17 protein-coding genes and 1 pseudogene are annotated in these 21458 nt (G+C 59.5%); 6 read left to right on the forward strand and 12 right to left on the reverse strand.

Annotated elements, in window-relative coordinates; all coding sequences use genetic code 11:
- Positions 1 to 330: 330 nt before the first annotated feature.
- The 3 genes and pseudogenes from EU556_RS24555 to EU556_RS24565 all read left to right on the forward strand — a co-directional run.
- On the forward strand, positions 331 to 1548 hold the full coding sequence (locus tag EU556_RS24555; RefSeq protein WP_135436897.1) for an XdhC family protein: 1218 nt from the start codon (positions 331 to 333) through the stop codon (positions 1546 to 1548).
- Positions 1549 to 1621: 73 nt separating this feature from the next.
- On the forward strand, positions 1622 to 1900 hold the full coding sequence (locus EU556_RS24560) for a hypothetical protein (RefSeq protein WP_135436898.1): 279 nt from the start codon (positions 1622 to 1624) through the stop codon (positions 1898 to 1900).
- A 39-nt stretch (positions 1901 to 1939) separates the two neighbouring features.
- Positions 1940 to 3055, forward strand: a pseudogene (locus tag EU556_RS24565) (alginate export family protein); the annotation flags it as partial.
- Between the two features lie 204 nt (positions 3056 to 3259).
- Here EU556_RS24565 and EU556_RS24570 read toward each other — a convergent pair.
- The 3 genes from EU556_RS24570 to EU556_RS24580 all read right to left on the reverse strand — a co-directional run bounded on the left by EU556_RS24570 (position 3260) and on the right by EU556_RS24580 (position 8699).
- The gene (locus EU556_RS24570) at positions 3260 to 4291 is read right to left on the reverse strand and encodes a type IV toxin-antitoxin system AbiEi family antitoxin (RefSeq protein ID WP_135436900.1); all 1032 of its coding nucleotides are present in this window, start codon (positions 4289 to 4291) and stop codon (positions 3260 to 3262) included.
- Between the two features lie 77 nt (positions 4292 to 4368).
- Positions 4369 to 5805, reverse strand: a complete 1437-nt coding sequence (locus EU556_RS24575) for a cell shape-determining protein MreB (protein WP_135436901.1) — start codon at positions 5803 to 5805, stop codon at positions 4369 to 4371.
- Between the two features lie 50 nt (positions 5806 to 5855).
- A complete protein-coding gene (locus tag EU556_RS24580) occupies positions 5856 to 8699 on the reverse strand; it encodes a TonB-dependent receptor (protein ID WP_167855708.1) in 2844 nt (947 codons plus the stop codon).
- 908 nt (positions 8700 to 9607) lie between these two features.
- Between EU556_RS24580 and EU556_RS24585 the strand changes: the two genes are divergently transcribed.
- Positions 9608 to 10057 (forward strand): energy transducer TonB, encoded by a 450-nt coding sequence (locus tag EU556_RS24585; RefSeq protein WP_135436903.1) that lies wholly within the window; start codon positions 9608 to 9610, stop codon positions 10055 to 10057.
- A 338-nt stretch (positions 10058 to 10395) separates the two neighbouring features.
- Positions 10396 to 11103: a hypothetical protein gene (locus tag EU556_RS24590; RefSeq protein WP_135436904.1), complete on the forward strand. Its 708-nt coding sequence runs from the start codon at positions 10396 to 10398 to the stop codon at positions 11101 to 11103.
- 305 nt (positions 11104 to 11408) lie between these two features.
- On the opposite strand, the gene EU556_RS24595 is transcribed toward EU556_RS24590, so the two are convergent.
- From EU556_RS24595 to EU556_RS26715, 4 genes are all read right to left on the reverse strand, one after another.
- Positions 11409 to 12389: a Na/Pi cotransporter family protein gene (locus EU556_RS24595; RefSeq protein ID WP_135436905.1), complete on the reverse strand. Its 981-nt coding sequence runs from the start codon at positions 12387 to 12389 to the stop codon at positions 11409 to 11411.
- A 353-nt stretch (positions 12390 to 12742) separates the two neighbouring features.
- Positions 12743 to 13570 carry a helix-turn-helix domain-containing protein gene (locus EU556_RS24600; RefSeq protein ID WP_135436906.1) on the reverse strand — a complete coding sequence of 276 codons (828 nt, stop codon included), beginning with the start codon at positions 13568 to 13570 and terminating at the stop codon, positions 12743 to 12745.
- A gap of 6 nt (positions 13571 to 13576) precedes the next feature.
- The gene (locus EU556_RS26710; protein WP_262709679.1) at positions 13577 to 13939 is read right to left on the reverse strand and encodes a hypothetical protein; all 363 of its coding nucleotides are present in this window, start codon (positions 13937 to 13939) and stop codon (positions 13577 to 13579) included.
- Positions 13908 to 14390: an SDR family NAD(P)-dependent oxidoreductase gene (locus EU556_RS26715; RefSeq protein WP_262709680.1), complete on the reverse strand. Its 483-nt coding sequence runs from the start codon at positions 14388 to 14390 to the stop codon at positions 13908 to 13910. The genes EU556_RS26710 and EU556_RS26715 overlap by 32 nt, the downstream gene beginning before the upstream one ends.
- Before the next feature lie 465 nt (positions 14391 to 14855).
- Here EU556_RS26715 and EU556_RS24610 point away from each other — a divergent pair, with 465 nt between their 5' ends.
- On the forward strand, positions 14856 to 15260 hold the full coding sequence (locus EU556_RS24610) for an SDR family oxidoreductase (RefSeq protein ID WP_135436907.1): 405 nt from the start codon (positions 14856 to 14858) through the stop codon (positions 15258 to 15260).
- A gap of 9 nt (positions 15261 to 15269) precedes the next feature.
- Here EU556_RS24610 and EU556_RS24615 read toward each other — a convergent pair whose 3' ends face one another.
- The 5 genes from EU556_RS24615 to EU556_RS24635 form a co-directional block, all read right to left on the reverse strand.
- Positions 15270 to 16259, reverse strand: coding sequence for a quinone oxidoreductase family protein (locus EU556_RS24615; protein ID WP_135436908.1), 990 nt, complete (start codon positions 16257 to 16259; stop codon positions 15270 to 15272).
- 39 nt (positions 16260 to 16298) lie between these two features.
- Positions 16299 to 17207, reverse strand: a complete 909-nt coding sequence (locus tag EU556_RS24620) for an alpha/beta fold hydrolase (RefSeq protein WP_135436909.1) — start codon at positions 17205 to 17207, stop codon at positions 16299 to 16301.
- A 47-nt stretch (positions 17208 to 17254) separates the two neighbouring features.
- Positions 17255 to 18910 carry an FAD-dependent oxidoreductase gene (locus EU556_RS26795; protein ID WP_135436910.1) on the reverse strand — a complete coding sequence of 552 codons (1656 nt, stop codon included), beginning with the start codon at positions 18908 to 18910 and terminating at the stop codon, positions 17255 to 17257.
- Between the two features lie 23 nt (positions 18911 to 18933).
- Positions 18934 to 20334, reverse strand: coding sequence for a sensor histidine kinase (locus EU556_RS24630; protein WP_135436911.1), 1401 nt, complete (start codon positions 20332 to 20334; stop codon positions 18934 to 18936).
- Between the two features lie 270 nt (positions 20335 to 20604).
- Complete coding sequence (locus EU556_RS24635) at positions 20605 to 21456, reverse strand: alpha/beta fold hydrolase (RefSeq protein WP_135436912.1); 852 nt, start codon at positions 21454 to 21456, stop codon at positions 20605 to 20607.
- Between the last annotated feature and the right edge of the window lie 2 nt (positions 21457 to 21458).

Raw genomic sequence — 21458 nt, forward strand, 5'->3', positions numbered from 1 at the left:
GCCGAGGAGGTTTTAGGTTTGGTGCTTCGCCAAAATTGTGGCTCATCTCCAGGCGCTTGCATTGACTTTTATCAACCATCAACCCTAGGTTGGCGGCTCCTAGATGCACCTCGGTAGGGCAGGCGAAGCAGAAGAAATGCTTCGACAAACGGACGCCAGATCAAGCCTGACTGCTTCTACCCTAGTAGAAGCCTGTCTCCCAATAGGCCAGCGGCGGTTCTTGATATTTATCAATGACCCGGCGGAGCGCGGAAATGACTTTTGTCGCAGTGCTAACTGACGCTAGTGGGCTGTACCTGAGCCCACAGCGCCCCTACGCCTGCTTGACTTATGACCGAACTCCAACGTCTACTAGCGGCCTACGATGGCTACCGCGCCGCGGGCCGCGCCTGCGCCCTGGCCACGGTGGTGGAAGTGGAAGGCTCCGCCTACCGCCGCCCCGGTGCCCGCATGCTGGTTACCGATGATGGGCAGCTCACGGGCGCCATCAGCGGCGGCTGCCTCGAAGGCGATGCCCGGCAACGCGCCCGCCAAGCCCTAATGCGCCGCCAGCCCGCCCTGGTTACCTACGACACCACCGATGAAGACGACCCGCGCCACGGCCTAGGTCCCGGCTGTCAGGGTGTAGTGCACATTCTGCTGGAGCCGCTTGACTTTCACGAATCTACCAATCCGCTGGAGCTGCTGCGCGGCTTCGTGCACCATCCCGAACCGGCCGTGTTGGCAACGGTATTCCGCTGCGCGGGCAACCAGTTCGTCAGCGGCCTAGGCCAGCGTTTGCTTTTCACGGCCGCGGGCGAAGTAGCGGGTCATTCGCTCGACAGGCCTGACCTTAAAAGCCAACTCCAGGACCTAGCCGCTCAGGCTTTCACTACCGGGCAGTCGCTCGTGGGCGAGTGCCGAGTGGCTGAGGGCAGCACGGTGCGCGTGTTCCTGGAGGTGCTGCGCCCCGCATTGCGCCTGTGCGTGTACGGGGCGGGCAACGATGCGCAGCCATTCGTGAGCTTAGCCGCCGCGCTCGGCTGGCACGTGACCGTAATTGATGGCCGGCCGCGCCAAGCCACTGCCGCGCGCTTTCCCCAGGCCGCTCAGGTGCGCGTGGTGCCGCTAGGGGAGGTGCCCAGGCTGCCGCTCACGGCCGATTTTGCCGTGCTGCTCACCCACAATTACGCCTACGACCGAGCCGTGCTCCAACGCTTGTTGGATGCACCCACCCCGTACATCGGCCTGCTGGGCGCCCGCACCAAGGCAGATCGCCTGCTCGAAGAGCTAGGCAAGGAAATCCCCGACCTTGAAGCGCACCTGCGCGGGCGGCTCTTCAGTCCTGTGGGCTTGGACCTAGGGGCCGAAACGCCGGAAGAAGTGGCCCTATCCATTGTGGCCGAAGTGCAAGCGGTGCGGCAAGGCCGGCCCGGCAACATGCTGCGGCAGACCAGTGGGCCTATCCATGCGCGCCCCGCCGTTACGGACGCCACTGTGAAAGCGCCCCGCCGCGACAAAATGCCGTATCACCGCTTCGTTGCCGCGGAGCCTAGCTGTGGTCTTTAGCGTGCGGCGCCCACTTCATTTGCTTCTGATTGACGTCAACCATCAGCTTGGCACAGCTTTGCTTTCTCCTACCATGGCCGCTGGAATCAGCCGCAAGTCCAGACGATTGGCGCCACTGGTGGTGCTAGCTGCCACCTTGCAGCTAGGTAGCACCGGCGGCGCGGCCGCGCAAACTATGGGTAGCGACACCACGGCTACGGGCTACCTCGCTAACTCGGCTGAGGAGTACTGGCCGGCCGTGCCGGATTCGCTGCGCCGCACCTTGGCCTATCGGCTCAAACACCTGCCTATTCGCGCCAACCGGGGCTTTATGACCTACTGCCTGCACCTGCGCGAAACCTACGACAACTAACACACCTACTACTGGGGCCTCGGGCCGGAAGACAAGAATGGCTACCTACTGCACCGGGCCATCGGGTACGCCGACCTGCGGTGGAGCCGGCACGTTCGGGCCTACGCCGAAATCAACAGCAGCACCATTACGGGGCGTACGGGCGGGCCGCGCCCCGTGCAGGACGTCAACCAGCTCAGCTTCAACCAGCTGTTTACCGAGCTAGCCTGGCCGCTCGCGCCCCGGTCGCGCGTGGTGCTGCGCCTCGGTAAGCAGCTCCTGCAATACGGCCAGGGTACATTGCTCGACATCCGCGACGCCAACGTGCGGCGCTCGTTCCTGGGCGCCAAAGCCGTAGCCTACCTGGGCAATACGCGCGTCGACGGCTTAGCCATGTGGGTGGTGCGCAACAACCCCGGCCCGCTGGACGATGCGCGCGACCGGTCGCAGTACCTACTCGGCGGCTGGCTGACGCACACCTACCAGCACCCGCTGCTCACCCGCCTAGACGTATTCTATCTAAACGTCAACCGCGACCAGACTGTCTTTAATCAAGGGGTTGGGGCCGAAAAACGGCATACAGCGGGAGCTTCCATGTATTATAAGCGGGGTTCGTGGAATGGCATCACGGTGGTCGAAGGCCAGCTGGGCCACTTTGCTAGCACAACCATCCGGGCGTGGAAGGTGGCGCAACTGGTGGCCTACGAGATGCCCAATTCAAAGCGTAAGCCGGTACTCACGCTCCAAAGCGCCATCGCTAGCGGTGACCATAACCCGGGGGACGGCGAACTAAATACATTTAATCCGCTCTATCCTATGGCCATCTACTACGGGTTCATCGACAATGTAGGTTCCTCCAACGTGTACGTCGTGCACCCCCGGGCCGATGTTAACTTGGCCCCCGGGGTGCGGCTTTTTACCAGCTATTACCGGTTCTGGCGCAGCAGCCTGATGGATGGTGTGTACGGGCCTACCGGCGTGCGGCTGCTGCCATCCGTTGATTCGGGCCGCTGCATTGGCGATATGGTGGACGCCGTCCTTTCCTACAGCCCCACGGCGTCCCTCACCCTCCAAGCCACGGGCGTGTACTTCCGGCGGGGAGCGTACCTATTGCGCCAACCAGACCTGACCAGCAATATTTCCTACGGCGGGCTGCGGCTTACGGTCCGTATTTAAGAGTGAATGGTAGGCCAGCCAGCGGCGGTTCCCGCTACCAGGGGCGGGCTGCGTGAGCCCGTCTACCCGCAACTGTCCCTACTGAGCAAGAGTCCTGCTAGGGGCTTGAATTTGATCGTGCTGTACTTTTTGCTTCACCGTCGCGTGCCTATTATTGGTAGTTTCCTCCTAATTAAGTAGGTCCGGGTGGTGTCTGACTTAGCTCTAGCCTGCCGCCCGGAGTAGGGCGGATAGAAACCGCTGCTTAAAGCGCTGTTGCAGCTGGCGACCCGGCGCAGTAGGCAGCAGCAGTAAGTCCGTGTAGACTAGCATTGGATCCACACAGGAGAAAGCCGCGCTGGCAGGTGGCACCTGTGAGAAGAAGGGGGTAAGAATTTCCACGTTCCCGCGATTATGGGGAACGAGCCCCAACTGTTCTGCCAGCCGCGGGCGAATCTGGCGACTATAGATAACGAAGGAAGTGGGAAGGGCCTCTTCCGCCAATAACAAATTGGCCGCGGTTTCTCCACTCCACCAAGTATCGGGCGGAAAACGCAGTTGAGCCAGAGTAGCTGCCGTTTGCTGAGGGTTGGACCAGCGGTAGCGCTGCGGGTTTAGGCGCGGGCGCAACGCTTCCGGGTAATGACTCACCCAGTAGCGGGCCAGGGGGGCCATCTGCGGGGCAAGGTGACCTGGGCCAGTGGGAAGCCAGAGTTCTTGTTGCTGCAGCTGCAAGATCAATCGTTCAACCAGGGCTAGCTTAAGCCCGGTGTGGGTAGCTAAGCTGGCTGGAGCGTAACTGGGCAACGCAGGGCTAGTCAGCAGCTGGAACACAAACCTCATCTGGGCCGAGCGGATGGACGCGCTGACCGTGGGACAGGGCAGCGGGAGCCGGCGGAACCCCTGCAGCAGGACCAGCCATTGGGGCTGCCCCCAGCGCAACCACGCGTTACCGGCGCGGTCCGCGTAGCAGATGCCCGCCCGGCGGAGCTGCTCCGCCAGGGAGGGAGATACGTACTCGGTGACGAGCAGCAGGGGGGGCGGTATCTCCGCCAGCTGCGCAATACGGGGGGGCGTGACGGTGCCTATGGTTAACACCTTCGTGAGCAAGCCTTGCTCCCACCGCCACCACTGGTAACCCGTACCGGGGGGGCAGACTCCAATGGTTACGCACAGGGTACGCTGCAGGTACTCCCGGACATGGTCCAATAAGTGTAGAGCAGAATCGGGCTGGGGGCCTAACACAAGTACAAGCAAATAGAAACGGTAAAAACAAAAAAACCGGGGCTGACGAGCAGCCCCGGTTTCGTGCCTATGGTGGCTAAAGCAACTGCCTAGTAGGTTGTAGTCTGCGGATCAAAATTCGTCCAGCCCTGAGCCCAGTTGGTTGAGCCGTTGAAGGCCCCGCGGTAGGTAACCTTCTCAAAGAAGCTGTCGTCCGCTTTACCCGTGAAGACAGCGCCCGAAAGCAGGGGAGAGCCACTGTTTAGCAGAAAGTTGGGACCGGTCAGGGTAAAGGTGTTGGTATTGAGTCCCAGCGAGCTCAGACCGGCAGCATTTACCACTGAGTTGTTCTTGCCAGTCGCATTGAACCACGTCTCCACGTCAGCATCGGTGAAGGCTCCACTGCCCGTGTTGTTGGCTGCGCGCAGAGGTCGCGTGGTATTGGCCAGAACAACACCCGCCAGATTCAGGCCGCCCGATTGAACGTTAGCCCACGTCGGAGTGCCATCCAGGCGCAAGCCTTCGGGATAGCCTACAAACACGGAGTTGTAGACGCTAGTGGACGTGTTGCGGCGCAGGTGCAGGGCAGACTGATACACGCCGCTACCTGACTGCTGCGTAGCGGGAGGAGTACCCCCCGTTACGAATACGCTCATGTTGCTGAAGACGGGAGCCGTCAGGGGCAGGCCATTGAAGTCGGAAGTAGCGGGAGTGCCGGGGTTGAAGTTGTCCGATTCAAAGCCATTGGAACCGGATTGGTCTGCGAACTGCGGATCCCGCAGCGACAAGCCGTACTGTACCTTGCCCGTGTAGCCAAAGTCCGTGTCGAAGTCATCGTCGAAGCCGCGGTACGCAATCAAGTGCTTGGCATTTACCGTGCCGCCAAACCACTCGTAGGAGTCGTCACCAGAATATGAAACCTGTACGTAGTCGATCTGCGTGCCCGAGCCGACGCCGTACATGGTCAGACCATTGATTTCGCTGTTGGCCGTAGTCGAGAGGGGAATACCCGCAAACTCGATGCGCACGTACTTCAGGCTGCCCGAGTTATCCGCCGCGTTAGAGCCCCCAAAGTTGCCCCGAATGCCGCCTTCCATTTCGGTGGCCGTGGTCGAGCGGTTGATGGGGGCATTGCCCACCAGAACGAGGCCGCCCCAGTCGCCGTAGTTGCGGCTGCCGGGCGCTTTGGCCGAGGTGAACACGATCGGGTTGGCCTGGGTGCCTTCGGCGATAATCTTTCCGCCCTTCTCAATGATCAACGCTCCTTTCGTAGTCTGATCACCGAAGATCTTGGTACCCGGCTCAATGGTTAGGGTCGTGCCGTTAGTGACGTAGACGAAGCCCTGCAGTAAATACTTCTCGTTAGCGCGAAGGGTACGGTTAGCGCTGATTTCCCCCGATAAAATCACCCGGCCAGCTGCATCAGTAGGGCCGGAAGGCTCTTGCTGGGTTGGGGCATTGTCATTGTTGTCCTCACAGCTGCTGAGGGAAGAAGCACTGGCTAGTGCCAGCATGGCCAACAGCAACATTTTCGGAAAGCGTTTCATAAGGAGAGTTTGGATGAATGGAGCAAGAGGAGTAAAGGGGAAGGGCTGAGTTACCAGATGAAATTCAGGCCCAGAGTTGTGCTGGAGCCCCGGCGCAGGGAGCGATAAGAGGAGTCGTTGCTGGAGTACTTTCCGTTGCGGTCGGTGTCCTGCACTAACTGCACGGGTTGGTTGAAAATGTCCTGCCAGGCAGCGCGCAGCTCCCAGTGTTTGGCAAGGCGCTTGGTCAACACCAAGTCCACCACGTTGCGGGGTACTTCATACAGGGTGGGGTTATCGTTATTGCCGACGGCGAAAATGCGCGGCCCCACGATGTTGTAGAGTACACTGACCTGCGTCCCCCGCTCATCGTCGTTGTAATACGCCCCCAGGTTGATCAGGTAAGGGGACTGGCCCTGCAGGGGGCGGCGGCGCGTCTGCGTGTCGCCGACGTACGTTGATTTCACCTGACCGCTGGCGTCCGGGATCATTACGTAGTCACCCAGCTCCACGCGGCTGAAGATGTAGGAGGCGTTACCAACCAGGGAAAGGCGCTGCAGCCAACGCGAACCAGAAACTCCCGCCAGCGACTTGCGCACCTCCGCTTCCACGCCGTAGCTGGTAGCAGACTGGGTGTTCACCGTGGAGTAGCCCAGCACGTTAGCTCCACCCACCGAGCTGTTCATGAACGTTTCGATGGGGCTGTTGAAATGCTTGTAGAAACCTCCCAGCGTGATTTGCTCACCCATGGATGGGTACATTTCCCAGCGCAGGTCCACGTTCTGAATCTTGGCCGTCTTCAGCGAAGCATTGCCTTGCACGTCGGCATTCAGGTTGAAGTCGTAGAAGCGGAAGGTGGAAAGCTCCCGGAACTCGGGGCGGTTGATGGTCGCCGCGTAGGCGGCGCGTACCAGCATCTGGTCGGAAAGGTTGTAAGAAACGTTAAGCGAAGGCAACGGGCTGAACAGGCGCTGCCCGCCTTTTACCGTGCCACCGCCGCGCAGCTGGTTGTTCACAATTTGGTCGTTGTACTCACCCCGGAAGCCGGCTACCCCGGTAAACTTACCAAGCGGCAGGGTGAGGCTGGCGTAGCCAGCGGCTAGCGTGTTGCTGGCCGTGTACACGTCATTGGGGTCCGTACCTTCCTGGAGAGCAAAGCCGCCGTTCTGCCCCGTGAGATTGCCGAGGCTGAAAATCTGATCGATGGGCTGAAGGCGGGCTCCACTACCCGTGGCTCCCGTGTTGCCCACGTTCGTATAGCCAAACCAGCGAGCCGAGAAGTCCCGGTCTTTGCGCTCGGCGTACAAGCCGGCTTTCAGCTTGATACCGCCTTCTTTGTTGGTTGAATCCTGCGTAATCTGGTGTACCACATTCAAGGCAACCGATTCTACCCGCTCGTTAAGCTTGGAGAAGTAACGCGAGGCGTCGGTCAGCACGGGCTGGGAGCCGGTGGCGGCCCCGAAGGGTACGGGCACGCCGTCCCCGTCCATAACATTGGTTGGGCGCAAGTAGCGCACCCGGCGCCAGTCCGGCTCGGTGCGATGCGTGTAGGCAAAGCCACCCACCCAGTTAACTGTTGTTTTGTTGTTGGCCAACTCGTGGTTGCCAATCAGCTGTCCGGAGTAGATACTGCGGCTCTCGTACCGCTCCGAGTAGGAGCGCACGTCATTGCCGGCTACCTTATCTACCCCCTCGCGGATTACGGTTTCCGCGGCGCCAAGCTGGTTGAACAGGTTTTTAAATTCCAGCGTGCTGCGGTTGTTCAGGCGCAGCCAAAAGTTCTGTACCACCCCCAGGCGCACCTCGTTGTTGTAGGCCTGGTCTTCATATTCCGCATTGGTTGCATCGCGATTCGCACCGAGTTCGTAGAAAGTCAGGTTAGGCGTAGTAGCGACGTGGTAGTTGCCGTAGTTCAGGCTTGTGAGCGTACCTACTTGCTTTTCGCCTATTTCGAAACGGCGACCCAGGCTAAAGGAGAGGCGTAGATCTGGGGCGGCCTGCCCCGAGCGGATAGCCCAGTTATTAGGCAGCTGCCGGCCGTAAGCCGCCTGCAAGGTGAGGGGAAGGTCGCGGTTGATTCGGCTAGGCCAGTTATCCGGAATAGTGCGTTTGCCACTATCGAAACCCAGCCAATCATATTTGCCGCCTTTGTATTTCTGCACATCCTGGAAGGTGGTGCCGTTGCGGTAACCTGCCTGAATACCCAGGGAAGTGAAATTCTCCTCCGGGGCACGCTTGGTGTATACTTTGATCACGCCCCCGGCGAAGTCGCCGGGAAGCTCCGCGGAGCCCGACTTGAAAATCATCATCCGGTCAATGACGCTGCTCGGAATCATGTCGAAAGCAAAGGCCCGCGTGTCCACTTCCGAACTGGGCGTCAGCACATCATTGAGCATTACGGCGTTATAACGCTGTACTAAGCCCCGCACGAGTACGAAGCGGTTGTCCTGAATGGATACGCCCGGTACCCGGCGGGCAATTTGCGCCGCATCCCGGTCCTGAGACTTAACGATCTGTTCGGAGGATACCCCCACGGCCACCAACTGCGCATTACGTACCTCGCTGATCACGGCTACCTCCGTGTTCGTGCGGCGCTGAGCCGTTACCACAACTTCCCCCAGGGAGGCAGAAGCATCCGCCAGGGCCGTATTAACAACTACTACCTTGCCGGCTTCCACCTGCAAGCCCGGTACGTTCTTCGCTTCGTACGACACGGAGCTGATGCGCAGGGTGTGCGTTCCCACGGGTACTTTCGAAAGCGAAAAAGTGCCGTCTAGGTCCGTGGAGGCACCAATGGTGGTGCCGACAACTCCTACACTGGCCCCGATGATGGGCTCCTGAGTTTTCTGGTCCCGTACCGTTCCACGAATGGTACCACTTGATTGCGCTAAAGCAGAAAAGCTGCCTAAACACATGAAGAAAACAAGAATTTGAAACAACCGAGTACGTTGTGCTGCCATAGGAGTAGAATATGACGCAAAGGTCCCCGTCGTATATTGCTAGAAGTTGTTGTTAAGTTTATCTAATCATTACCATCCCCTGGGAATCAGGTAACATTAGGGTAATAATCACGCCACCGGCTTGGCGTAAATCATTGAAAGGCAAAGCACTCTATGATTTTATTGTAGCGCTTAGCATAACCAGTGGGGTCCTCCTGTTTGGCGGGATAGCCTATCAAGCAAGCCGGATCACCTAAACCATTACCCTGAGTAGTTCGTAGGGCTCGCCCGGGAGATGCCAGTGCGGCAGAACTAGCCCTGCTACCGGGGCTGCGATGGCGGCTGGCCGGGCCGCCGCTAAGCTGAGCAGGCTCCAGATAGGGGCGTGGTAAGAATAGCGGCCCTAAGCCCCAGCGTTGCAGCACGGGGGCTCGCGTGAAGGATTGCCCACGGCCATTTCGCCTGCGCACTGCGTAATGGCGAAAGCAAAGGTGCGGGTTTCGTGTTATGCGCGTGTAGCGCCCCCGTTACGTTTTTGTGAAGATAGCCCGGGCTCCACTAGGGGAGTTCCTGCCCGAGAGTCGGGAGCGGCCATTGGGTGCCAAAGTACGGGGCCAAGCTGGGTCCGGCTAAAGCAGGACGATTCGTGGTCCTAGGAAGGGGAAAATGGTTTCGTTTTTCCAGGAGGGTGCTCGCTACTAGCCACGGGCACCCCATGCGGGATGCGCGGTGGGGAGGGCGTCCGGGTGGAGTGACCGATGGGGCTACCCGGGAGCGGCGGAAGTAACATCTTCGTCACGTAAACACAACAGTAACGTGATGCATACCCGCCACTAGTGGCTTGGAAGGGGCGCTAGATTTACGTGATCAAATTTTAATTTTCTATGCTCCGAACCTTTACTCTAGTGTGCTTCCTTTTGCTGGCCGCCGCGGACGTTATCGGGCAAGCCCTCACGGTTACTACTTCTCCCGTCGCGAACGAAACGGGTACCGGCGGAGCCGTCGCGGCATCGCCCAAGGTATACGAAACGGTCGACGAAATGCCGACGTACCCGGGTGGTGCTCCCGCCTTCCTGAAGTTTCTACAAACGAAGCTTAAGTACCCGGAAGAAGCCTTGCATAAGAACATCAATGGGAAAGTGTTCGTCAGCTTTGTGGTGGACGAGCAAGGCCGGATTTTAGATCCGACTGTAGTGCGCGGGTTGGGGGCGGGACTGGATCAGGAAGCGTTGCGCCTCGTGCGCATTATGCCGTGGTGGACCCCGGGCCGCCTCAACGGGCAACCGGTCCGGGTAGCCTACACGTTGCCGATTACCTTCAAGCTCCTGGATTGAAGCGCCGAGCCGTTCGCGGCAGGTGGGCACGTCGCCTGTGCTTGCAAATAACGCACTTCAGCAGTCCGGATACTGGCAGATCCCTAACCAGTTGGCCCGGTAGGATTGGTCTCTTTCTTTACCCAGGCCACTATTAGAGGGGAAGCACTCTGGTAAGCTGTCGGACTGAGGAGGGGGTACCATTGCAGGTATTAAAATAGGTATATTCCACTGTTATACTTCTGATCCGCTCCTTATGGGCGGACAAGGACATTTTAACGGTATCTGCGCAAGACAAACGCAAGCATGTAGTACTGGTGGTGGGTAATCCTGGCTCTTTTTCTAACCTAAGCTCTATTATGAAATCATTATTCTTTTCTGCGTTGCTGTTGCTGACCGTTGGCGCATGTCAATCCGAAGTTGAACGTGACGTTCAGCCTGAAAACGCCGACTGGTACATTCTTAAGGCTCCCGACGCCCGCGCCATTGAGGGAGTATATGGCGACATCGATGGAACGCTCGTAATCACGACTGGCTATAAGATCTACCAAACCACGGATCGGGGGAAAACGTGGCGGGCTACCAATTACTCTTCCAATCGAGGCTTGTTTGGCTTTGTTCAAGTGGCAGACACCTTGCTGGTCCTTAATACGCAGAGCACGAACTCCAGCGATCCTGCTACGCCATATGCCAATACCCCCTCTTACTTCAGTGTCAACCAAGGGGCAACCTGGCAGCCCTATCGTAACTGGCGGCGGGACAGCCACGAGCCGCAAATTGCCCGAAACAAAATCAACACCTCGTCTGGTACTGAGTACTACATTGATATAGCCCGGACCCCTAGTTCCACCCCGTCCGGCTCCTACCTTGAAACCATTGGCATTGCGACGAGCAAAGGGGACAAAATTTTGCTTCCCCAAGCCCATCAGATTACCAGCCTATACTTGGATGCTAAATCGCGACTATGTGTGACAGCGTCGGCGCCGCTTTGCGGACGGAATGAAAATTTTGCTTTCTGCGGGGACCAAAATGGCGTGTTGTACATAACCAAAAATCCTCAGCGCTAAGCCCTTGGCCTAGCGTTGAGCGGCCTAGCCCACCGTCACGCAAAGAAAATTTATTATAAGCAGATGTGCCGGTAAGTGGGGCTGGAACTTCTGCTCCCCTTCGATGGGCTCAGGTGGAGCTTACTTCTGTACTGCTTAAGTCGAGGCGAGTGTCCGGTCCGTGAGTCAGCTCCCTACTGGTACAGACTATGAGTCTAGAATTAATACTCGCGCCGAGTCAATGCCCGCTTAAACCGGAGCCCGGATTGCTTTTTACGCGGGCTCGCACCGTCGGAGGGGGTAACGTAGCGTCCAGTTTAAGGGGCCTATGCCGGCTGGGCCGTCAAGCTCCTGACCGCTTGGTGCTGGTCGGGCAACCACGCGTCCAGGAGCCGTTGGCACAGGGGCACAAGCGGGGCAAAGACCAGCACGCCGGCGACGTTGAAAAGCACGTGGGCGTGCGCAATCTGGCGGGACACCTCGGCCTGGCCGGCTAGGCGCATAACCAGGGCCGTAAAGGGGTGAATAAGCAAGAGGCCTACCGTAATAGAAACGAGGTTGAAGCCCAAGTGAAACAACCCGGTTTTCAGCGCCGGCCGACCGCGCCCCATGGTGGCCAGCAATGTATCGGAACAGGTGCCCAATTCCGCGCCCAGCATCACGGCAATGCCGGCGGGCAGGGTGAGCAGCCCCTTGGCTGCGAGCTTGATAACCATGCCCAGCGTGGCCGACGATGACTGGATCAGCAGGGTGATGAGGGCGCCCGCGCCCGCCCCGCGCACGGGATTTTCCAACTTCAGCAGCCAGGTCTGCACGGTCGCGTAGTCTTTCAGCGGCGCGGCCGCCTCGCCAATTAGAAACAAGCTGAAAAAGAGCAAACCAAAGCAGAACAAGGCTCGGCCTATCGTGCGTTTGTTACGCTTTTTGGCGAAAGATAACAGCAATAGTCCCGGCAACATGGCTACCACGGCGTACTGTCCCAGATCAAAGGCAAAGAGCTGACTGGAAATGGAGGTGCCAATGTTGGCGCCCAGCACTACGCCGAGCGAGTTGCGGAAGGGCAGGGCGCCGGCGCTAACCAGGGCAATAGCCAGAATAATCACGACCGATGACGAATCCAACAGGGTAGTGACCACCGCACCCGTGAGGATGGCCATGGGCACGGTTTTCGTGAAACGGTGCAGCCAGCCTTTCATTCGCTCGCCCGCCACGTGGCGCAAGGCTAGGGCCAAGCGGCTTACCGCGTACAGGAACAGCACCAGGCCACTAACGGCCAGCAGGCAAATGGACAGTAGAGAAGAGTTCATAGGATTGCGAGCCGGAGCACGAGGTAGTAGGAACTTCAACGTAACTGCCCGGCCATTCATCCTGCGCTGGATATGAATAAATTGTTACCTGCCAGGTTGTTATACTTGATTGATTTCTTGTTTGCCGGCCGGCTCAGCTGAATTTACCAAGGTAAGGCCCAATACGGGCCGCGCCGCCAAAACCTGATTAAAAGAAGATATGCAAAGGAAGGTAACCCACCGCGCACCGGCAGTGGTTGGGTAAATAGAGAAAAGAAGGGGCTCGAGTCGTAGGATAACGATGTACCCTTCCAGCTAAGAATACACGCGCAGAACACGAGTGCGGTAGTTGCCAATGCACTGCCTTGTTCTCATTAGCACTTAGTCACTCTATGTTGTTCCGCCAACTCAGTGGGCGTGATACCAAAGGCTTTTTTGAACGCGAAAGAAAAGTGCGACAGATTTTCAAACCCAACTTCTAAATACACGTCGGAGGGTCGCATTTCTCCCTGTGCCAGGAGATAGTGCGCGTGCTGCAGGCGCTTGTGCTGCAGCCACTTTTCCGGGGTCGTTTCAAATATTTTTCGGAAATCACGCTTGAAGGTCGACAGGCTGCGTCCCGCCAGTTTGGCAAATGATGGTAAGGAAATATTGTACTTGAAATTATGATTCATGTACGTTTCCAGATCGATCTTATGCGGTTCCTGAAAATCAAATAAAAATTGACGGTAGATATCATCCGTCTGCAGCAGCAACTCAATTGCTTCCCCGGTTTTAAGCGCCGCCAAGTTGGCATTCAACTTGGTCGGCTGATCGATATACGGCAACAGGGAATCAAAAAACCCTCTTAAGAACCCGTTAGCCGTTAGATCAACCATCGCGCTGCCCTTGTACGCCCGTTGCTTGGAAATACCGTTTTCACTCGCGTAGTGGCGTAACGTTTTTTGCTCCAGAAACAGGCTGATCAAGGAAGGTGGCTCCCCATGGGGGCCCGCTTTTTTCAGCTTTTTGAATAATTCATTCCGCCGCATCAAACAGATGGTGCCTTCTTTCATAACAAACGAACTCTCGTTGGTGAAGTAGTGTGACTCGCCGGACAACATAATGCCGAGCGCGTGGTCGGGAAAGTAATGCTCACTCCGTTGCAGTTTCTGATGACCGCGCGCGTAGAGAATATTATGCTGCAGAAAAACGTTGTCCATGGCGCACTAGCGTAATTGACTCATAATTAGTTTATCCATTTGCCGGTCGGACAACAGCCGTTTCAACCCCAGCAGCAGCCAGGAAGCCAGTTGGGAAGTCGTGTATCTTGCTTTGGGGCTTTTGGCTTCAATTCCCTTCCGGACCAGTTCCGCAATGACGACGGGTTCCGCTACATCCTGCGAAAGTCGGGTAAATAAGGAATGGGTTTTGGCCGCCAGGTCTTGGTAGGCTGTATGGCCCGAGACTTTCAGCAGAATATCCGTGGCCACCGTTCCCCATTCCGATCGGGTGGCCCCGGGCTCCACTACAATTACGTCAATGCCAAATTCCTTTACTTCATTGCGAAGGCTGTCGCTCAGCGCTTCCACGGCAAATTTGCTGGCGTGATACCCCCCCTAACGGAAAGGCAATCTTACCGCCCACCGAGGAAATGTTGACAATCTTACCGTAGCGATTTTCGCGCATTTTCGGCAGCACCAGCTGGGCCAGTCGCATGGCCCCGAATACGTTCACTTCGAATTGATAGCGGGCGTCTTGCAGGGGCAGATCCTCAATGGCCCCTTCCAGCCCAAAGCCGGCATTGTTAACTAAAATATCAATGCCTCCTTCCGCTGCGAAGATGTGATTTACGCACGCTACCACGCTGTCCTCCTTGGTGACATCCAGCGCCAGGGGGGTAATCCCGTAGCGTTGCAGATCCAGCATGTTGTCCGTTCTGCGTGCTCCCCCATACACCGTATAACCGTGCCGGGCCAGATACAGGGCCGTTGCCTTCCCAATTCCTGCCGAAGCACCCGTAACTAAGGCTGTCTTTTTCATGTGTTTACCCGTTAGGTTTGTAATATCTACCTGACAAAGGTACCCGCAGGGTGAGGGGCGCTGTTTTGGTGAAACGTCCAAGTTGGTGTGCTGAAAAGGCCACCTGTCAAATCATTGCCCACTTTGAACTGTGCGTTGTCAATGCGGGCACCCGTGACTTTATGCCGGTTCTTGATGCGGAGCTGATATGGCATCCAGGAAGTACTTTTCCTGATAGTCCTTGATAATAAGTGACCTTCGCTCGGTGCTCCAGGCGCCGGACTTACCCCGCCGCACTGTTTATCCCAAATGGCTCCTCGGGCTGGACCTGCCTCACCTCAGGATTTGTTTAAAAGCAGTACCGGCTGCAATCTGTCCGGTTGCGGGTTGGCAAAGTCTCCGGCGGTTACGGCAACGAGCGCGAGCAGGCCTTTTCCGGAACGAAGGATAGGAGAGAAGAAGGGTTAGGTTAACCGGCGCGGACCTGTGGCTTCCCCGGGCTTGCACGTGCAGCACCGGGAAGGACAAGTCCGCTTGCCGCCCCAAGCACCAGGGGCCAACGGGCCTACGGCGTTGGTGACGGGCGGCACCAAATCCATTGCGGACAAGTTAAGCCAAGCAGGCTCCCAGGTAATTATTACTGCCCGCCAGCATCCCGGTGAAACCGAGTTGGCGAATCAGTTTATGGCAGCCGATTTAACCCAGCCGCACCAGGTAGACCACTTGGCCCAAGCCACCCACGACACATATGGTGGCGTGGACATTATAATTGACAATATAGGCAATGGTCTGGGCGCTGGCCTCGGGGTACTGCTGGTGCGGACCGTGCCCGGCCTGCGGAAAGGTGTGCAGCTGGTGATTTCCCTTACTAAAAATAGGTTCTTTACTTAACTGCGTTCTTCAAAAAGTAAGCACCACTTTTCCAAAGGGCCGTTCTTCCTGCAGGTACCGCTGAGCTTCCGCTACCTCGGCTAGGGGAAACGACCGGGCAAATAGTGGCTGCAGCGCGCCTGCTTGCACCAGCGGCGCAAACTGCTCAAATAAATGCTGGTAGGTACCGGGTTCTCGACCGCCCATAGAGGTGCCATACATGGCAATCTTCTTCCAGACAAAGTCTGTGATGGTAACGGTTGCCTCTGTCCCAGCCGCGTAGCCAATTACCACTAAGCTGCCACCGGCCCGCAGTGCGCTTAAGGAGGGGCCCGTGAGCGTACCACCTAGGCTGTCAACTACCACATCCACGCCGGCCCCGTCCGTGAGGCGAGCTACTCCGGTCGTCAGGCTTTCTTGCGATAAATCGATAACGTGCTCATAGCCTGCCTGCCGGGCCTGCTCCGCCTTGGCTGACGAGCCAGCCGTGCTAATAACCTGGGCCGCCCCTTGGGCACGTGCCAGTTGGACCGCCGCGTTGCCGACCGCCCCGCCTATTCCCAGGGCCAATACCCGGTGACCGGCCTTGAAACCAGCTTTTTCCAAGCTCAACTGCGCCGAGAGGTAGGCCACACTAAAACCTGCGGCGGCTTCGTCGCTAAGCTGCGCCGGCGCCGGTGCCACCTCCGCGGGGCTTAGCACTAGCAATTCCTGCCAGGTTCCGGCCCCTGCCACTCCTCGCAGTCCTCCGCTGAGCAGGTTGGGCAGCACCAATACGCGCGTACCAGCGGGGAGGTCTGCCGTACCAGTCACGACAATACCAACACCCTCATTGCCTGGTATGTGGGGCAGCTGCCGGGCCGTGCGATGAAGCCCCCGGCGCACAAAATCGTCCACGGGGTTGACAGCCGCTGCTGTCATTCGGACGAGCATTTGACCAGGGGCCAGTTGCGGAGCGGGAGCTTCCACCACCTGCAGGCGGTCGTAATCACCGAATTCAGTGTATTGGACAACTTTCATTGAAGTAGTTGATTAACTCTTTAAGAGCGTTCCGATACACTAGGAGGCAACAGTCTGGCTTTGAACCGCGGCTGGTTGCGGCGTAGCAGTGGCGGTGCGCACGAAGGTGGCAATGGTCTGGGCGCTAGCTTCGGGGTACTGCTGGTGCGGACCGTGGCCGGCTTGCGGGAAGGTGTGCAGCTGCATGGTCGGAAGTTGCTCGTTGAGGGCGTACCAGTTCTCGACCGGGAAGGAAATATCATGGTCGCCGCCGATGTGCAGGATGGGCAGGGTGGTGTGCTTGAGGGCCTCTAGTACGGCCGGGGCCGGGAAGAAATTGCTGCGCGGCTTGCCGCCCGTAGCAGCCAGCAGGCTGCCGGCCCACTCGCCTGATACGGGTACGCTGCGCTCGGTCTGGCGCAGCTGCAGGCGGGCGAAGGAGTCGGCGGCGGCTTGGCGACTGGCGGCGGAGCGAGGCTCGAAAAACAGCTGCACGTAATCGTCGAAGTCGTTTTCGGGCTTGCCGGCTAGGTCGTAGAACAACTGCTCCGCCATTTTCGGCAGCTCGCCGGGCGGGTTGGTGCCCAACAACACCAGGTGCGAGAGGCGCTGCGGGGCCGTGGCAAATACCACCTGCGCCACCAGGCCGCCTACCGACCAGCCACCCAACACTACCTGCGGCAGCTCCAGGGCGTCGAGCAGATCGATAACGTCCTTGGCCAGCACGAGGGGGTTGTAGGTCCGTTCGCCGGTGGAGAGGCCTAGCCCACTATAGTCGAAGATGATGATGTCGAAGCCCTGCGCCGCCAGCGCATCTAGGAAGGCTGGGTCCCAGGTGTCCAGGTCGCCGCGGAAGCGGTTACAAAATAAGATGGGTTGACCCGCGCCAAAGCGGCGGTACGCCAGGCGGCGCCCGTTGCGCTCAATGAATTGGTTGGGGGCTGAAACGGTAAGCGAAGTCGTTTGCATGAGTTGGTTGGAAAAAGGATTGAAGAAAAAATGGAGGCCTAGGTTGGCTACTCGCTCAGGTATTGATGCACGAACTTGATGGCCATGCTGCCCTCGCCCACGGCCGAGGCCACCCGGGCCATGGCGCCGGCTCGCCCGTCGCCGGCGGCGAAGAGGCCCGGCACGCAGGTTTCGAGCAGGAAAGGCTCGCGGGAGAGCTTCCAGTGGGTGGCGTAGCGTGGGTCGGCTACCAAGTCGCGGCCGGTGAGCAGGTAGCCTTTGGCGTCGCAGAGGGCGAGGTCGCAAATCCACTCGGTGCTAGGCTTGGCCCCGATGAAGACGAACAGGGCGCGGGCCGGGTGCTTTTCGGGCGCTTGGCCGTCGTGCTGCAGCACCACGGCGTCGAGCGACTGTCCGCCGCAGGCTTCTACCACTTGCGTATTGGACAGCACCTCGATGTTAGGCGTCTGGCGCAGCTGCTCGATGAGGTAGGTCGACATGCTGGCCTCCAGGCTCGCCCCGCGAATCACGACGTACACCCGCGAGGCGTAGGCCGACAAAAACATGGCCGCCTGCCCCGCCGAGTTGCCCCCACCAATGATGTACACCGGCTGGTCCTGGCACAGGTGGGCCTCGGTGCGGGCCGAGCCGTAGTACACGCCCGCGCCGCTCAGCCGCGCCAGGCCCGGCGCGTCGAGGGTGCGGTAGCTCACGCCCGTCGTCAGTATCACGGCCCGCGCCCGCACCTCCGCTTGGTCTTTCAGGGTCAGTACCTTGTAGCCGTCCTGCACCCGTAGCGCCACTACTTCCTGCGGGGCAATGAGCTCGGCTCCGAGGCGGGTGGCCTGCGTCCAGGCCCGGTAGGCCAGATCGGCGCCGCTCAGGCCCGTGGGAAAACCTAGGTAGTTTTCGATGCGCGACGACGAGCCGGCCTGCCCACCAAACGACTGCTTTTCAATCAGCAATGTCTTCAGCCCCTCCGATGCGCCATAAACGGCCGCGGCCAGTCCCGCCGGCCCTGCCCCAATAATGACCACGTCGTACAACTCCTGCTGCGCGGCGGTGGGCAGGCCTAGGTGGCGGGCTACGTCGTATTTGTCGGGCTTGGTGGCCACTTGGCCGTCAGCATAGAGCAGTACGGGTAGGTCGTCGGCACCTAGACCCTGAGCGGTTAGCAAGGTGCTGGACTCGGCGTCCTTCTCGAAGTCGAGCCACTGGTAGGCCACCAGGTAACCGCTAAGAAAATCCTTGAGCTCGTGCGAGCGGGGCGACCATTGAAAGCCAATCAGCCGCAGTCCCTCAAATGCTGGCCGGTAGGTGGCCTGCCAGCTGCGGAGCAAATCGTGCAGGGTGGGGTAGAGCAGCTGCTCGGGCGGGTCCCAGGGCTTGAGGAAGTAGTGGTCGAGCTGGGCTGCGTTGATGGCTCGGATGGCGGCTGAGGTGTCGGCATAGGCCGTGAGCAGCACACGCTTAGCCTCCGGAAACAACGTGCGGGCGTGGGCCAGTACTTCCACGCCTTCCACCTCGGGCATGCGCTGGTCGGCTAGCACCAAGGCCAGCGGCTCGGCCCGGACGCGCAGCTCGTTCAGCGTCGCCAGAGCCGCCGGCCCCGACCCCACGGGCAGGATGCGGTAGTCGCGGCGAAACTCCTGGCGCAGGTCGCGCGCAATGCTGGCCAGCACTTGCGGGTCATCGTCGACGGTGAGAATAATAGGCTTTTTCATCGGGGCAGCTTGGGAAGAAGGATTTAGGAAGCCACGGGCAGGCAGGCGACAAACTCGGTGCGGCCCTTCTCAGAAGTAGCCGTCAGCCGGCCGCCGTGCTCCCGGATGATGCGGCAGGCAATGTCCAAGCCCTGCCCGCTGCCCTGGCCGGGCGGCTTGGTAGTGAAGAAGGGCTCGAAAATGTGGCTGAGCACCTCGGGCGCGATACCCGAGCCGTTGTCCTCGATGCCGATGCGCACGAAATCCTGCTGGCGCACGGCGCTGATGCGCAGCTCGCCGCCCTGCTCGGGCAACGCGTCGAGGGCGTTGTCGATGAGGTTGGTCCACACCTGGTTGAGGGCGCCGGCCTGGGCTAGCACCGGGGGCAGGTCGGGGGCGTAGTGACGAGTGAGGCGCACATTCTTCTGGCGCAGGGCAAAGGCAAACATGTGCAGGGTACTTTCCAGGCCGGTGGTTACGTCCAGCTTTTCGCGATCCTGGGCGCGGTCCATGTGCGAGTACACCTTCACGTCGCCCACCAGGGTGCTGATGCGGCGGCTGGCCTCGGCTATTTCCTGGCCCAGGCGCAGGGCCGTAAGGTGGCCGCTGAGCCAGCTAAACGCCACCGCTCGGGCCTCGGCCGGCAGTTGGGCCGCTACGGGAGCCAGGGCCTCGACCGTCAGGCCCGCTTCGAGCAAGCCGGGCGCTAGGGCGTAGCCGTCAGGGCTGCCTTGCATTTCAAGCCAGTCAGCCAGCTCCTCTTCGCGGTCGGCAGCTTGCAGCGCCGATAGGCTAGGGACGGGTGTGGCCGGCAAGGTAGCCAACGCCAGCAGGGCGGCTACGGCTTCGTCGGAAGGGCAGGCTGCCAGCAGGCGTTGCAACAGCTGAGGCGTACCCTGTAGCGTGCCCACTAACGAGGCCGAGGCCCGGCTGATGGCCGCCGCGGGGTTGTTGAGCTCGTGCGAGAGGCCAGCCGAGAGCTTGCCCAGGGCGCGCAGCTTGTCGTCGCGCTCCTGTAGGCGCACGTAGTCGCGGGCGCGGTCATTCATCAGGCTCACCAGGCGCTGCACCAGCTCGGGGCTCACCTGCTCCAGCTTCGCGAACTGGCCGCGGGGCAGGGCGTACACCTGCGTTTCGCCCACGGCTACCACCTGCCCCTGGTACACCTGAAACCGCGAATACGGCAGCACGCCGCCCACCTGCCCCTGCTCGACGCGAAATAGGTGCGCCGGCTGCCCGTCCATCTGGCTGTAGTAGTGCATTTCGCCCGCTACTACGGCGTGCAGACTGTCGGCCAAGCTACCCGCGGCGGCAATGACTTCGTCGGGAGCGTACTGGCGCAGCTCCCCATGCTGCGTTAGCCAATCAAGCACGGTCAGCGGTAGGTGCTGAAAGACGGGAATGCGGTCCAGCAGGGCGGTATCGAGCGGGAGTAGTTGGGGCATAAGGAAGCGGGGAAATGGTATTCGGGATACCTAGGCCGTCATGCTGAGCTTGTCGAAGCATCTCTACTGCTTTGTTGGACTTCTGTAGGGCGTCATGTCGAGCGAAGTCGAGACATCTCGCGTGCTGACGCTCGCCTTGTGCGCCTTACCCCCCAGCTCCTCTCCTTAAAAAAGAAAAGTGGGAGACAGTCGAAGCGGTAGAGACGCTTCGACAAGCTCAGCATGACCGTTCTTTTATATTCTCAAGACATCCTTCCTAAGCTAGACAGCTCAGTCCTCGGCTTGCAGGAAGTAGCTCACCTGCTCCACGAAGAGGCGGGCGTGTTGGAATAGCGAACCGTGGCTGGAATCGGGGTAGAGGCTGAGCTGGGCATTAGGTAGCTTCTCGAACAGCAGCACCGACTGCCGGGTCGGGAACATGGTGTCGTTGTTGCCTTGCACCACCAGGGCGGGCTGCTTGATTTCGGCTAGGCGGTCAAGGGAGGGTTCGGGTGTGGTGCACCAGTTCACGATGGCCTGGTACTGGGCCTGGAACACCTGGGGCGTGCTGGGTGTGTCGCGGTCGGTGGTGCGGCGTTGCAGGCGCTGCACGAAGGCTTCGCCCTGCTGCTGGCTGCTGGCCGTGTCGGCAAAGAACAGGTAGAGCAGGATGTCCTTCGGCGACTTGCCCCCTAGGTTGCTTGTCACGTACTTAAACTCCTCGGCGCCCTGACCCGCGGGCGCCCCACCGGCCAGCACCAGGCGGCGGGCTAGGCCAGGGTGGTCGAGCACCAGCTGCTGCGCGATGAAGTTGCCCAGCGAGAAACCCAGCAAATCCACTTTCTCGAAACCTAGGGCTCGGATGAAATCGTAGGCGTCGCGGGTCATCTGGGCCACGGTGGTGGGTGTTTGGCCACCGGAGTTGCCCACGCCAGCCTGGTCGAAAAGCACGACGCGGTGGTTCTGGGCTAGGCCATTGGTCACTAGCGGGTCCCAGTTGTCCATGGTGCCAGTGAAGTGTTGCAGGAAAATCAGGGGCAGGCCGTCGGCTTTGCCGAAGGTGCGGTAGGCGAAGGGCACGCCGTTCACGTCGACGTACTGCGTGGGCGCGGTTTCGTGGGTGTAGGTTTCCGGGGTTGCCATGG

Source organism: Hymenobacter fodinae, assembly GCF_004745825.1.
GTDB classification, from domain to species: domain Bacteria; phylum Bacteroidota; class Bacteroidia; order Cytophagales; family Hymenobacteraceae; genus Hymenobacter; species Hymenobacter fodinae.

Bases quoted from the DNA above. Each gene is read 5' to 3' on its own strand.
- EU556_RS24595 (WP_135436905.1), bottom strand. From the start codon at position 12,389: ATGAACTCTTCTCTACTGTCCATTTGCCTGCTGGCCGTTAGTGGCCTG.
- EU556_RS24615 (WP_135436908.1), bottom strand. From the start codon at position 16,259: ATGAAAGTTGTCCAATACACTGAATTCGGTGATTACGACCGCCTGCAG.
- EU556_RS24620 (WP_135436909.1), bottom strand. From the start codon at position 17,207: ATGCAAACGACTTCGCTTACCGTTTCAGCCCCCAACCAATTCATTGAG.
- EU556_RS24555 (WP_135436897.1), top strand. From the start codon at position 331: ATGACCGAACTCCAACGTCTACTAGCGGCCTACGATGGCTACCGCGCC.
- EU556_RS24585 (WP_135436903.1), top strand. From the start codon at position 9,608: ATGCTCCGAACCTTTACTCTAGTGTGCTTCCTTTTGCTGGCCGCCGCG.
- EU556_RS24580 (WP_167855708.1), bottom strand. From the start codon at position 8,699: ATGTGTTTAGGCAGCTTTTCTGCTTTAGCGCAATCAAGTGGTACCATT.
- EU556_RS24560 (WP_135436898.1), top strand. From the start codon at position 1,622: ATGGCCGCTGGAATCAGCCGCAAGTCCAGACGATTGGCGCCACTGGTG.
- EU556_RS24630 (WP_135436911.1), bottom strand. From the start codon at position 20,334: ATGCCCCAACTACTCCCGCTCGATACCGCCCTGCTGGACCGCATTCCC.
- EU556_RS24635 (WP_135436912.1), bottom strand. From the start codon at position 21,456: ATGGCAACCCCGGAAACCTACACCCACGAAACCGCGCCCACGCAGTAC.
- EU556_RS24590 (WP_135436904.1), top strand. From the start codon at position 10,396: ATGAAATCATTATTCTTTTCTGCGTTGCTGTTGCTGACCGTTGGCGCA.
- EU556_RS24575 (WP_135436901.1), bottom strand. From the start codon at position 5,805: ATGAAACGCTTTCCGAAAATGTTGCTGTTGGCCATGCTGGCACTAGCC.
- EU556_RS26715 (WP_262709680.1), bottom strand. From the start codon at position 14,390: ATGAAAAAGACAGCCTTAGTTACGGGTGCTTCGGCAGGAATTGGGAAG.
- EU556_RS24600 (WP_135436906.1), bottom strand. From the start codon at position 13,570: ATGGACAACGTTTTTCTGCAGCATAATATTCTCTACGCGCGCGGTCAT.
- EU556_RS26795 (WP_135436910.1), bottom strand. From the start codon at position 18,910: ATGAAAAAGCCTATTATTCTCACCGTCGACGATGACCCGCAAGTGCTG.